This is a genomic window from Kitasatospora sp. NPDC034023, assembly GCF_055575795.1.
Window position 1 is genome coordinate 1 of record NZ_JBVIRY010000046.1, and the last position, 12178, is coordinate 12178.

Here is a 12178-nt window from a genome sequence, read left to right on the forward strand (position 1 = left end):
ATGACGGCTTCGGTGCGCAGGGGGTTGATCTCGGAGACGGCGCCGACGAGCGTGGTCTTGCCGACACCGAAGCCGCCCGCGACGACGATCTTCGCCGACGTCGTGGCACGGGCGGGTCCGTTAGAGCTTGCGAAGTCCACTGAGGACCCTTTCGAGCAGCGTGACATCGGGCGTTCCGCCCGACTCGCCCGCGGCGGCGGGCTGGTGGATGGCGACGAGACCGGCCTCCGCGAGGTCGGCGACGAGAATGCGGGCGACACCGAGCGGGACACCGGCCAGTGCGGAGATCTCCGCGATGGACTTGACCTCACGGCAGAGGTTGACGATCCGGGCGTGCTCGGGCAGCAGCCCGCCGGTCCGCTCGGCGGAACCGGTGGTGGAGATCAGGGCCTCGATGGCGAGCTGGTAGCGGGGACGGGTCCGGCCGCCGGTCATCGCGTACGGACGGACCAGCGGCTGCTGCTCGTAGCCATCGGACTGCTGCCCGCCGTAGCCGCTGCCGTACCCGCTGCCGTACGAGCCGGCGGGTGTCGAGGGCGGGGTCATGGGTCCTCCTTGTGCTGCAGCCTTGAGCAGCCGGTTCCAGCTGGGGCGGTGCCAGCTGAGGCGGGATCAGCTGCCTGAGGGTAGCTGAGAGTGAGACGCCGGGTCCGGTCGGGTCGGACCCGGCGGGGAGGTGGGACGGGTGGGTGGATCCGCACGGGTTCCGGTCAGTGCAGGAGACTGCCCTGGAGTTCCGCGCGAAGTGCGGGGGTGAGGACGGCGCCGGCGCGGTCGACGAGCAGGGCCATCTCGTAGCCGACGAGGCCGATGTCGGAGTCGGGGGCGGCGAGGACGGCGAGGGCGGAGCCGTCGCTGACGGCCATGAGGAACAGGAAGCCCCGTTCCATCTCGACCACGGTCTGGTTGACCTCGCCGCCCTCGAAGATCCGGCTGGCGCCGGAGGTGAGGGAGGTGAGGCCGGAGGCGACGGCGGCGAGCTGGTCGGCCCGGTCCCGGGGGAAGCCCTCGGACATGCACAGGAGGAGGCCGTCCGCGGAGACCACCACGGTGTGGGACACCCCGGGGGTGTTGTCCACGAAGTTGGTGATCAGCCAGTTCAGGTTCTGTGCGGCCTGGCTCATCTGGTTCAACTCAACGCTCCTGGTGATCTGCGCCGTTGCCGTCGCTCCGGCCACCGAAACTATCGAATCCGGGCTGCTGGGCACCATGAGGGAAGCCCGGCTGGTTGGCGGCCTGTTCGGCCCCGGCCCGGCGGCCCTGCTGGATGCCGCGGCGCAGGTTGGTCAGGCGCCCGCGGACCTCCTCGGGGGCCCGGGAGACCTGCGGACCGGTCAGCGGCGACGACTCGGCGGTACCGGAGACCAGGTTGGCCTGCGGGGTCCGCCGGGGCAGGCCCGACATGGTGACGCCGTTGGTCGAGGGCTCGCGGACCTGCTCGGCGCGGCGCCAGCGCTCGTCGTTCGCGGACGGGCGCCAGGGCGCGTCGCCTTCGCCCGGCTGCTGGGCCTGCTGCTGCTGCGGAGCCTGCGGCTGCTGGGCATGCTGCTGGGGAGCCGGCTGGGGCTGCTGCTGCGGGGCCTGCTGCCGGGGAGGCTGCTGGGCGTGGCCCTGCTCCTGGAACTCCGGCGCAGCGGTGCCGGGCCGACGCGGCTGGTAGGACCGCGGCCGCGCCTGCTGGGCGTCGCCCTGCGGGTACCAGGGCTGCTGGTCGGCGGCCTGCTGGTCGCCGGGCTGCCGGCCGGTGGCCGCGGACGGGCCGGTCGGCAGCGCCATCGGCTCCTGGTACGGCAGCGGCTGCGGCTGCTGCGGGCCCTGCTCCTGGCGCACCGGCTCCGGACGCGCCGGGTTCGGCACGTTCGGCAGCACCGGCTCGACCAGGCCGAGGCCCAGCGGGTCGCGCGGGTCGATCTGGCTGGCCTCGAACCGCGGGCGGGCGAACTGCTGGGTGCTCTCCACCGGCGCCGGCTCGGCCGACGGCAGCGGCTGGGGCTGCTGCTGGGCCTGCTGCGGCAGCTGCGGCTGGCGGTCGCGCTGCGGCGCGTCCGGGCCGGGGCGCTGCGGACGGCGCGGACCCTGGGCACCGGGCCGCCCGGGGGCACCCGGCGCACCGGGGCCCTGACGGCCGGGGGCGCGCTGCGGCAGGCCGTCCTGCGGACGGTTGCCCGGACGGGCACCCTGCTGCGGAGCACCGGGACCGCCGGGGCGGCCGTGCTGGGGCTGCTCGCCGGTCCGGGGACCCGGACCGCCGTCGAAGTCACCGCCGGGGCGCGGCCGTTCCTGACCGGGCTGCGGCTGGCCGGGCTGCTGGCCCGGCTGCTGCTGCCCGCGGCGGGGCAGGCCGTTCGGCCCGGCCTGCGGCGGACCCTGGCGGCCCGGGGCGCGCTGCGGCAGGCCGCCCTGCGGCGACTGCTGCTGCTGCGACTGCTGCTGGGGCTGCTGCGGCTGCTGGGCCCGCTGCGGCTGCTGGGCCCGCTGCGGCTGCGCGGGCTGCCGGCCCGGGCTCTGCTGGCCCTGGTGCTGGCCCTTGCCTTGGCCCTGCGGAACCGCGGTCTCGCGCAGCGCCTTGCCGACCTGGCGGGTCGGCAGACCACCGGCGCGGCCGCCGGGCGCACCCGGACCGGCCTGGGCACCGGGACCGGCCTGCGGGCCCGTCGGGCCGCCCTGGCCGAGCTGCGGGCGGCCGCCCTGCGGGGCGCCGCCGGCCGGGCTCTGGCCGAGCGCGGCCGGACCGTTCTGGCGGGCGGGCGGCATCTGGCGCTGCTGGCGCGGCGTGGGGGCGACCCCGCGCTGCTGCTTGCCCTGGGCGGGGCCGGGGCGGCCGGCGCCGCGGCGGTCGCCGGAGTTGGTGACGTCCACCGGGAGCATGACCAGCGCGGTGGTGCCGCCGGAGTCGCTGGGGCGGAGCTGGATGCGGATGCCGTGGCGCAGCGACAGGCGGCCGACCACGAAGAGGCCCATGCGGCGGGAGACCGAGACGTCCACCGTCGGCGGGTTGGCGAGGCGCTCGTTGATCTCGGAGAGGTCGTCGGGGCTCAGGCCGATGCCGGTGTCGTGGATCTCGACCAGCACGCGGCCGTCCGGCAGCGCGTGGCCGGTGACCCGGACGCGGGTCTGCGGGCTGGAGAACGAGGTGGCGTTCTCCAGCAGCTCGGCGAGCAGGTGGACGAGGTCGTTGACGACGCGGCCGGCGACCTCGGCCGACGGCACGGCGGCGAGCTCGATGCGCTCGTACTGCTCCACCTCGGAGGCGGCGGCGCGGAGCACGTCGACCAGCGGGACGGGGCGGGTCCAGCGGCGGCCCGGGTCCTCACCGGCGAGGACGAGGAGGTTTTCGCCGTTGCGGCGCATGCGGGTCGCGAGGTGGTCCAGCTTGAAGAGGTTGGCCAGCTGGTCCGGGTCCGCCTCGCGGCTCTCCAGCTCGGAGATGAGCGACAGCTGGCGCTGGATGAGGCCCTGGCTGCGGCGCGAGAGGTTGGTGAACATCGCGTTGATGTTGCCGCGCAGGAGGGCCTGCTCGGCGGCGAGGCGGACGGCCTCGCTGTGCACCATGTCGAAGGCGTGCGCCACGTGGCCGATCTCGTCGGCGGAGTCGACGGCGACGGGTTCGACCGTGGTGTCGACGTCGTGCGGGTCGCTCTCGGAGAGGATCTTGACCAGCTCGGGCAGCCGGCGCTCGGCGACGTCCTCGGCCGCGTTCTGCAGACGGGTCAGCGAGCGCACCATCGAGCGGGCGATCAGACCGGCGCCACCGAGGGCGACGAGCAGCACCAGGGCGACCGCGACACCGATGATCAGGGCGTCCGTGTCGGCCTGGGACTGCAGGTCCTGGGCCTTGCCGTCGAGGTTCTCGATCAGCTTGCTTTCGATCCGGCGCTCGGCGGTGATCTTGGCGCTGGCCTTCTCGTACCAGTCCTTGTAGGTGACCGGCTCGGTCTGGTGGATGCCGCCCTGGGTGAGGATCGTCTGCGAGTAGCGGTCGGCGTCGGCGACCACGCCGTTGTAGCTCAGCTGGCTGCGCAGGTTGTCCAGGTCGTGCGCGGTGTAGATGTTGTTGAAGCTGGCGATCGCGTTGTCGTACGACAGGCGCAGGCGGATACCGAAGGACTCGTCACTCGGGCTGAGGTCGGGGCCCTTGACGTTGGCGAGCGCGGCGCTGATCAGGGCCCGCTGCTGCGAGGTCGCGTTCTTGGCGAGCGAGAACTGCTGCAGCGCGCGGGTGGAGACGACCAGGTCCTTGTTGTTCGACGCGAGCGCGATGTCCTGGGTGATGGACAGCAGGTCGCGGATGATCACGTCGTAGGCGGTGATCGTCGACTGGATGTTCTGGTTGTTCTGGTACGGCAGGCTGCGGGTGTCCGCAATCGAGTTCAGGTCCTTGCGGATCTGCAGCAGCAGCGCCTTTCCGCCGGACAGTTCGAGGTTCTCGAACTTGTCGGAGGACGCGGTGAAGGTGCGGCTCAGGTCGTCGGTGGCCTTGCGGGCGGCGACGATGTCGTCGTCCAGCTGGGCGTTCGGCTCGTGCGTGATCGGGCCGGCGCTGATGTCGCGCTCGGTCTGCAGCGAGTCCGCGAGGTTGGTCGCCTTCTTGGCCAGGTCGGACAGGTTGGCCATCTGGGCGAGTTGCTGCGAGTTCTCCATCGAGGTCTGGATGCGCAGGCCACCGAGGACCAGCGAGACCAGGACGGGGAGGGCGAGCAGGGCGATCAGCCGGGTGCGGATGCGCCAGTTGCGCATCGCGAGCCGGTTCAGACCGGTGGCCCGGCGCCGGGTCAGGGAGGTCCGGAGTTTGTCCCGGGCGGACTTCCGTTCCTGGCCGTCCTCCTCGGGGCGGCCGACGGTCTCGGGCGTGATCGGCTCGGCCGGGCCGCCGGGCGCCGCCGCCTGCTGGGGGGCTGCCACAGGCTCGCGCGACTCCGGGTTTCCCGCGGCGCCGCTACCCCTTTTGAAACGTCCCTGCACTGGCGTCGCAACCTCTGGACCGGGCGTCCCGCCGTGTTGCCACGGCCTGGACGGTGTCGAGTTTCCATCCGCTCCCCGGCCGGTCCGGGCGAGCGGGTCACCGGGGTGGACCACTCCCTACCCACGGTCCGTCGCATTCCAGCACAGCCGGGGAATCCCAACAAGGGCCGCAGGAAGCAGGCGTCCGACACTACCGAGTGCTTGTGCGATCTCACTGACTGTGCGGTAACCGGACCGGAATACCGCCTTTTTCGGACACTCGCCGGATACATGCCAACCCGACCCTAGATCGACAAGAGTCACAGACCTTCCGGAATGCCCGCTACGGGCTGAATGTCGGAAAATTCCGGTGCGGCGATATGTCGGATATCTGAGTTTTGCTCGGCATTTTGTGAGCAAAATCACAGGTCAATGTGTAGCTTTGGTCACGGTCTCTATGGAAAGAGATCTCGTAATCTTGGCTGTCTCCGGAGCACGGCACCGATCAGCCTGCCCAGAACCCCTCCGAATCAATCGGAATCACTCAGGCCGGTGCCGATCCGCCGCGGATCCGCCCGGCCACGACCACGAGGTGCTCTCGATGTCCCAGGCGAAGAAGGCCACCAAGTCCACGCTGTCCTGCGGCTCCACGGCGAACCCGCGCCGCACGACGCTGGCCTCGGTCGAGGACTTCAGCAAGATCCCGGGCGCCCGCAAGCCCGAGGACGTCGTGACCTACGCCACCGAGCTGCCGAACAGCACCGCGAACCCGCGCCGCGTCCAGCTGATGGTCGCCCCGGCCGTCGTCGTGGCCGACTGACCCCGTACGCGCTCCCCGGAGGGCGCCGCCGTCACACCCGTGGCGGCGGCGCCCTCCGGCGTTCCCGCCCCAACCGCACCGAACAGGGGCTAAGCGGTCGGCCGGGGCCCCACGCGATAGCCTGGAGGCCGATTGACGGGGCCGCGCCCACTGCGGGCGGGGCGCCCACCAGCGCCCGGGCGCGCCCCGGGCGGCCGACGAAGCGAGGGGTATCCCAGCCGTGCGCATTGCCAGGTTTTCCGTCCGGGAAGGGAGCCCTGCCGCCGGCAGCGTCTCCTTCGGCGTGGTGGAGGGCGACCCTTCCCAGCCCGACTCGCTGGTCGTCCACGCGCTGGCCGGCCACCCGTTCGGCCAGCCCCAGCCCACCGGTGAGAGCTACCGCTTCCAGGACGTGCGGCTGCTCAGCCCGATGCTCCCGAACAAGATCGTGGCGGTCGGCCGCAACTACGCGGCGCACGCGCAGGAGCTGGGCAACGAGGTCCCGGACGTCCCGCTGACCTTCTTCAAGCCGTCCACCGCGGTGATCGGCCCGACCGAGAGCATCGCGTACCCGCCGTTCTCCTCGGACGTCCAGCACGAGGCCGAACTCGCCGTGGTGATCGGCCGGATGTGCCGCGAGGTGCCGCTGGACCGGGTGCCCGAGGTGATCCTCGGTTACACCTGCGCCAACGACGTCACCGCCCGGGACGTCCAGCAGCGCGAGGGCCAGTGGGCCCGGGCCAAGGGCTTCGACACCTCCTGCCCGCTGGGTCCGTGGATCGAGACCGACCTCGACCCGAGCGACCTCGCCGTCACCTGCACGGTCAACGGCGAGCTCCGCCAGACCGGCCGCACCTCCCTGATGGTCCGCTCGGTCGCCGAGCTGATCGTCCACATCTCCGAGGCCATGACGCTGCTGCCCGGCGATGTCATCCTCACCGGCACGCCCGCAGGGGTGGGCCCCCTCAACGTCGGCGACGAGGTCGCCGTCTCCATCGAAGGCATCGGCACTCTCGCCAACAAGGTGATCAAGCGTGGCTAACACTGACCCGGCCGTCCGGGTTCGCTTCTGTCCGTCCCCGACCGGCAACCCCCACGTGGGCCTGGTCCGCACCGCCCTCTTCAACTGGGCCTTCGCCCGCCACAACGGCGGCACGCTGGTCTTCCGGATCGAGGACACCGACTCCGCCCGCGACTCCGAGGAGTCGTACGGTCAGCTGCTCGACGCCATGCGCTGGCTCGGCTTCGACTGGGACGAGGGCCCGGAGGTCGGCGGTCCGCACGAGCCGTACCGCCAGTCGCAGCGGATGGACATCTACGCCGACGTCGCCCGCCGCCTGCACGAGGCCGGCCACGCCTACCACTGCTACTGCAGCACCGAGGAGCTGGACGCCCGCCGCGAGGCCGCCCGCGCGGCCGGCAAGCCCTCCGGCTACGACGGCCACTGCCGGGACCTGACCGACGACCAGGTCGCGGTCTACAAGCTGGAGAAGCGCGAGCCGATCCTGCGCTTCCGGATGCCCGACAAGACCATCTCCTTCGACGACCTGGTGCGCGGCACGCTCACCTTCGAGCCGGAGAACGTGCCGGACTACGGCATCGTCCGGGCCAACGGCGCCCCGCTGTACACCCTGGTCAACCCGGTGGACGACGCCCTGATGGGCATCACCCACGTGCTCCGCGGCGAGGACCTGCTGTCCTCCACCCCGCGGCAGGTCGCGCTGTACGCCGCGCTCGCCGAGATCGGCGTCGGCGACGGCACCACCCCGCGCTTCGGCCACCTGCCGTACGTGATGGGCGAGGGCAACAAGAAGCTCTCCAAGCGCGACCCGCAGGCCTCGCTCAACCTGTACCGCGAGCGCGGCTTCATCCCCGAGGGCCTGCTCAACTACCTGTCGCTGCTGGGCTGGTCGCTGGCCGAGGACCGCGACCTCTTCGACATCGACGAGATGGTCGCCGCCTTCGACATCGCGAAGGTGAACGCCAACCCGGCCCGCTTCGACCTGAAGAAGTGCGAGGCGATCAACGCCGAGCACGTCCGCAAGCTGGCCCCGGAGGACTTCGCGCGGCGCCTGGTGCCGTTCCTCCAGGCCGCCGAGCTGCTGCCGGCCGAGCCGACCGCCGAGCAGTTGGACGTGCTCGCCAAGGTCGCGCCGCTCACCCAGGAGCGGATGGTCGTGCTGAGCGAGATCGTGAACATGGCCGGCTTCCTGTTCGTGGCGCCGGAGAAGTTCGCCGTCGACCCGGACGACGCCGCCAAGGTGCTCACCGCGGACGCCCGCCCGGTGCTGGCGGCCAGCATCAAGGCGCTGGAGGAGCTCGCGGACTTCACCCCGGAGCCGATCCAGGCCGCGCTGCGCGAGGCGCTGGTGGACGGGCTGGGCATCAAGCCCAAGTTCGCCTTCACGCCGCTGCGGGTGGCCGTCACCGGCCGCCGGGTCTCGCCGCCGCTGTTCGAGTCCATGGAGCTGCTGGGCCGGCCCGAGACGCTGCGCCGTCTGCGCTCCGCCCTGGACGCCCTGCCGGCCGCCTGACCGGGCCGCCGAGCACACCGCGGGCCCGGCTCCGTGCCGGGCCCGCGGCGTACCCGGAGGTCACCGGACGGCCGCTCGGCGGCTGCCTGGGGTTATCGATTTTGGAGCCAGGGCAGACGTCGGGTAATGTTCTTTCTGCGCCGCCCGGGAGGGAACGGACGAGGGAGCGAAAGCCCCCCGCCGGGACCGAACGAGAGGCGCAACGCCTGAGAAGATCCCGACGAGGGTTCAACTCTGGTGGGGTATGGTGTAATTGGCAGCACGAGTGATTCTGGTTCATTTAGTCTAGGTTCGAGTCCTGGTACCCCAGCGCAGTACGCAAGTACAGCAGTACAAATGAAGATCAAGCCCCCGTTGTGTAGCGGCCTAGCACGCTGCCCTCTCACGGCAGTAGCGCCGGTTCGAATCCGGTCGGGGGTACGGATCCCGCAAGGGATCACCTGGAAAGCCCCCGTTGTGTAGCGGCCTAGCACGCTGCCCTCTCACGGCAGTAGCGCCGGTTCGAATCCGGTCGGGGGTACGGATCCCGCAAGGGATCGCCAGGAAGCCCCCGTTGTGTAGCGGCCTAGCACGCTGCCCTCTCACGGCAGTAGCGCCGGTTCGAATCCGGTCGGGGGTACTTCAGGGCAGGAAGCCGGTGGGTTCGCCCATCGGCCCTTGCTTTGTGTTGGGGTATGGTGTAATTGGCAGCACGAGTGATTCTGGTTCATTTAGTCTAGGTTCGAGTCCTGGTACCCCAGCCAGAAAAGGAAGACCCCGGTTCCCGGGGTCTTTTTTGCTTTTCCCGCACACTTTTCCCGCACAGTGGACAGCGAAGGGCCCCGCTCGGTTTCGAGCGGGGCCCTTTCGGATTCTCGGTGGGGGAGGGGGTGGGGGATTTCCCGCGGGCGGCCGGGGGTCAGCTGCGGCGGAGGGCCTCGGTGAGCCGGTTCGCGGCCTCGATGATGGCCTGGGCGTGCAGGCGCCCCGGGTGGCGGGTCAGGCGCTCGATCGGGCCGGACACCGACACGGCGGCGACCACGCGGTTGGAGGGACCGCGGACGGGCGCGGAGACGGACGCGACGCCCGGCTCGCGTTCGCCGATCGACTGGGCCCAGCCGCGCCGCCGGACGCCGCTCAGCGCGGTGGCGGTGAAGCGGGCGCCCTGCAGGCCGCGGTGGAGTCGCTCGGGCTCCTCCCAGGCGAGCAGGACCTGGGCGGCCGAGCCGGCCTTCATCGGCAGGGTGCTGCCGACCGGGACGGTGTCCCGCAGACCGGAGAGCCGCTCGGCGGCGGCGACGCAGATCCGCATCTCGCCCTGGCGGCGGTAGAGCTGTGCGCTCTCGCCGGTGACGTCGCGCAGGTGGGTCAGGACCGGGCCCGCGGTGGCGAGCAGTCGGTCCTCGCCCGCCGCGGCGGAGAGTTCGGACAGGCGGGGACCGAGGATGAAGCGTCCCTGCATGTCTCTGGTGACCAGACGGTGGTGTTCGAGTGCGACGGCGAGTCTGTGGGCCGTGGGGCGCGCCAGACCGGTGGCGGCGACCAGCCCCGCCAACGTGGCGGGGCCCGACTCCAGTGCGCTCAGCACCAGAGCGGCCTTGTCGAGAACGCCGACGCCGCTAGTGTTGTCCATGCCCTAAGACTGCAGTCTCATTCCGCGAGACGCAAGTTCAATCTTCCGAGAAAAGCGCCACTCTGGATGCAGCAGCCCGGGAGACATCCAGGATGGGGCCTCGTCCGAGTGTCCGCATCGTGGACAGCGATCCGGCGTGCAGGTCTCGCGAACGCGTCCCCGCAGGGGGCGGCGCACGCAGCGACCTCGACGACACGAGAAGGCCGGCAACGCGGCCGGCTGGAGGGAATCCGATGGGACGGACACTCGCAGAGAAGGTCTGGGACGACCACGTCGTGCGGCGTGCGGAGGGCGAGCCCGACCTCCTGTTCATCGACCTGCACCTGCTCCACGAGGTCACCAGCCCGCAGGCCTTCGACGGACTGCGACTGGCCGGGCGCCCGGTCCGCCGCACCGATCTGACGATCGCCACCGAGGACCACAACACCCCCACCCTGGACATCGACAAGCCGATCGCCGACCCGGTGTCCAAGGTGCAGTTGGAGACCCTGCGCCGCAACGCCGCCGAGTTCGGCGTCCGGATCCACTCGCTCGGCGACGTCGAGCAGGGCGTCGTGCACGTCGTCGGCCCGCAGCTCGGCCTGACCCAGCCCGGCATGACCGTGGTCTGCGGCGACTCCCACACCTCCACCCACGGCGCCTTCGGCGCGCTGGCGTTCGGCATCGGCACCAGCCAGGTCGAGCACGTGCTGGCCACCCAGACCCTGCCGCTGGCCCCGTTCCGGACCATGGCGATCACCGTCGAGGGCGAACTGCCCGAGGGCGTCACCGCCAAGGACCTGATCCTGGCCGTCATCACGAAGATCGGCACCGGCGGCGGCCAGGGCTACGTCCTGGAGTACCGCGGTTCGGCGATCCGGAGCCTGTCCATGGAGGCCCGGATGACCATCTGCAACATGTCGATCGAGGCCGGCGCCCGGGCGGGCATGATCGCCCCGGACCAGACCACCTTCGACTACCTGCAGGGCCGCCCGCACGCCCCGCAGGGCGAGGACTGGGACGCCGCCGTCGCGTACTGGAAGACCCTGGGCACCGACGAGGACGCGGTCTTCGACCACGAGATCTTCATCGACGCGAGCGAGCTGAGCCCGTTCGTCACCTGGGGCACCAACCCCGGCCAGGGCGCCCCGCTGGGCTCGAACGTGCCGGACCCGGCCTCCTTCGCCGACCCGCAGGAGCGCGCCGCCGCCGAGAACGCCCTGGCGTACATGGGCCTGGAGGCCGGCACCCCGCTGCGCGAGGTGAAGGTCGACGCCGTCTTCGTCGGCTCCTGCACCAACGGCCGGATCGAGGACCTGCGGGCCGCCGCCGCCCTGCTGGAGGGCCGCCGGGTCGCCGACGGCGTACGGATGCTGGTGGTTCCCGGGTCCGTCCGGGTCGCGCTGCAGGCCGTCGAGGAGGGCCTTGACAAGGTGTTCACCGCGGCCGGCGCCGAATGGCGCCACGCGGGCTGCTCGATGTGCCTGGGCATGAACCCCGACCAGCTGGCCCCGGGGGAGCGCTGCGCCTCCACCTCGAACCGCAATTTCGAGGGCCGACAGGGCAAGGGCGGCCGCACCCACCTGGTCTCCCCGCAGGTCGCCGCCGCGACCGCGGTGCTGGGCCGCCTCTCCTCCCCCGCCGATCTGAACGCCGCCGAGCCGGCGAACCCCGACGTTGCCGTGGAGGCCTGAGCCATGGAGAAGTTCACCACCCACACCGGCCGGGCAGTCCCGCTGCGCCGCAGCAACGTGGACACCGACCAGATCATCCCGGCCCACTGGCTCAAGAAGGTCACCCGGTCCGGTTTCGAGGACGGACTGTTCGAGGCCTGGCGCAAGGACGAGTCGTTCATCCTCAACCGGCCCGAGCGGCAGGGTGCCACGGTTCTGGTGGCCGGCCCCGAGTTCGGCACCGGCTCCTCCCGCGAGCACGCCGTCTGGGCGCTGCAGAACTACGGCTTCCACGCGGTCATCTCGTCGCGCTTCGCCGACATCTTCCGCGGCAACTCCCTGAAGAACGGCCTGCTGACGGTCGTCCTGCCGCAGGAGACCGTGGAACGGCTCTGGGCGCTCACCGAGAGTGACCCTTCGGCCGAGATCACCGTTGACCTGGAAGCCCGCGAAGTGCGGGCCGAGGGCGTCACCGCGGCCTTCGAACTGGACGACAACGTCCGGTGGCGGCTGCTCAACGGCCTGGACGACATCAGCATCACGCTGCAGAACGAGGCCGACATCGCGGCCTTCGAGACGACCCGCCCGGCCTTCAAGCCCCGTACTCTGCCGGTCGCCTGAGTTCCCCTCAGAACAAGCA

At 71.4% G+C, this 12178-nt stretch carries 9 protein-coding genes, 5 tRNA genes and 1 pseudogene; 10 read left to right on the plus strand and 5 right to left on the minus strand.

Annotated elements, in window-relative coordinates; all coding sequences use genetic code 11:
- The 4 genes and pseudogenes from ACZ52R_RS38165 to ACZ52R_RS38180 form a co-directional block, all read right to left on the minus strand.
- Positions 1-140, minus strand: a pseudogene (locus ACZ52R_RS38165) (ATP-binding protein); the annotation flags it as partial.
- Positions 121-546: a DUF742 domain-containing protein gene (locus tag ACZ52R_RS38170; protein WP_360510186.1), complete on the minus strand. Its 426-nt coding sequence runs from the start codon at positions 544-546 to the stop codon at positions 121-123. The gene ACZ52R_RS38170 and the pseudogene ACZ52R_RS38165, both read right to left, overlap by 20 nt.
- 164 nt (positions 547-710) lie before the next feature.
- Positions 711-1124, minus strand: coding sequence for a roadblock/LC7 domain-containing protein (locus tag ACZ52R_RS38175; protein WP_030248297.1), 414 nt, complete (start codon positions 1122-1124; stop codon positions 711-713).
- Positions 1125-1134: 10 nt separating this feature from the next.
- Positions 1135-4902 (minus strand): nitrate- and nitrite sensing domain-containing protein, encoded by a 3768-nt coding sequence (locus ACZ52R_RS38180; protein WP_465661080.1) that lies wholly within the window; start codon positions 4900-4902, stop codon positions 1135-1137.
- Positions 4903-5542: 640 nt separating this feature from the next.
- Between ACZ52R_RS38180 and ACZ52R_RS38185 the strand changes: the two genes are divergently transcribed.
- The 8 genes from ACZ52R_RS38185 to ACZ52R_RS38220 all read left to right on the plus strand — a co-directional run bounded on the left by ACZ52R_RS38185 (position 5543) and on the right by ACZ52R_RS38220 (position 9017).
- Positions 5543-5761 carry a hypothetical protein gene (locus ACZ52R_RS38185; RefSeq protein WP_360509523.1) on the plus strand — a complete coding sequence of 73 codons (219 nt, stop codon included), beginning with the start codon at positions 5543-5545 and terminating at the stop codon, positions 5759-5761.
- A 220-nt stretch (positions 5762-5981) separates the two neighbouring features.
- The gene (locus ACZ52R_RS38190) at positions 5982-6782 is read left to right on the plus strand and encodes a fumarylacetoacetate hydrolase family protein (protein ID WP_465626528.1); all 801 of its coding nucleotides are present in this window, start codon (positions 5982-5984) and stop codon (positions 6780-6782) included.
- Positions 6775-8274: a glutamate--tRNA ligase gene (gltX, locus tag ACZ52R_RS38195; RefSeq protein ID WP_465626526.1), complete on the plus strand. Its 1500-nt coding sequence runs from the start codon at positions 6775-6777 to the stop codon at positions 8272-8274. The genes ACZ52R_RS38190 and gltX overlap by 8 nt, the downstream gene beginning before the upstream one ends.
- A gap of 238 nt (positions 8275-8512) precedes the next feature.
- Positions 8513-8584, plus strand: a tRNA-Gln gene (locus ACZ52R_RS38200).
- A 37-nt stretch (positions 8585-8621) separates the two neighbouring features.
- Positions 8622-8694 (plus strand) — tRNA-Glu (locus ACZ52R_RS38205).
- 27 nt (positions 8695-8721) lie between these two features.
- Positions 8722-8794, plus strand: a tRNA-Glu gene (locus ACZ52R_RS38210).
- Between the two features lie 26 nt (positions 8795-8820).
- Positions 8821-8893 (plus strand) — tRNA-Glu (locus ACZ52R_RS38215).
- A gap of 49 nt (positions 8894-8942) precedes the next feature.
- Positions 8943-9017 (plus strand) — tRNA-Gln (locus tag ACZ52R_RS38220).
- A 155-nt stretch (positions 9018-9172) separates the two neighbouring features.
- Here ACZ52R_RS38220 and ACZ52R_RS38225 read toward each other — a convergent pair.
- A complete protein-coding gene (locus ACZ52R_RS38225) occupies positions 9173-9886 on the minus strand; it encodes an IclR family transcriptional regulator (RefSeq protein ID WP_030246527.1) in 714 nt (237 codons plus the stop codon).
- A 233-nt stretch (positions 9887-10119) separates the two neighbouring features.
- On the opposite strand from ACZ52R_RS38225, the gene leuC reads away from it, so the two are divergent.
- Positions 10120-11559 (plus strand): 3-isopropylmalate dehydratase large subunit, encoded by a 1440-nt coding sequence (leuC, locus tag ACZ52R_RS38230; protein WP_465626524.1) that lies wholly within the window; start codon positions 10120-10122, stop codon positions 11557-11559.
- Between the two features lie 3 nt (positions 11560-11562).
- Positions 11563-12159, plus strand: a complete 597-nt coding sequence (gene leuD / locus ACZ52R_RS38235) for a 3-isopropylmalate dehydratase small subunit (RefSeq protein ID WP_465626522.1) — start codon at positions 11563-11565, stop codon at positions 12157-12159.
- Positions 12160-12178 lie beyond the last annotated feature (19 nt).

Bases quoted from the DNA above. Each gene is read 5' to 3' on its own strand.
- ACZ52R_RS38170 (WP_360510186.1), bottom strand. From the start codon at position 546: ATGACCCCGCCCTCGACACCCGCCGGCTCGTACGGCAGCGGGTACGGC.
- ACZ52R_RS38185 (WP_360509523.1), top strand. From the start codon at position 5,543: ATGTCCCAGGCGAAGAAGGCCACCAAGTCCACGCTGTCCTGCGGCTCC.
- ACZ52R_RS38175 (WP_030248297.1), bottom strand. From the start codon at position 1,124: ATGAGCCAGGCCGCACAGAACCTGAACTGGCTGATCACCAACTTCGTG.
- leuD (WP_465626522.1), top strand. From the start codon at position 11,563: ATGGAGAAGTTCACCACCCACACCGGCCGGGCAGTCCCGCTGCGCCGC.
- ACZ52R_RS38225 (WP_030246527.1), bottom strand. From the start codon at position 9,886: ATGGACAACACTAGCGGCGTCGGCGTTCTCGACAAGGCCGCTCTGGTG.
- leuC (WP_465626524.1), top strand. From the start codon at position 10,120: ATGGGACGGACACTCGCAGAGAAGGTCTGGGACGACCACGTCGTGCGG.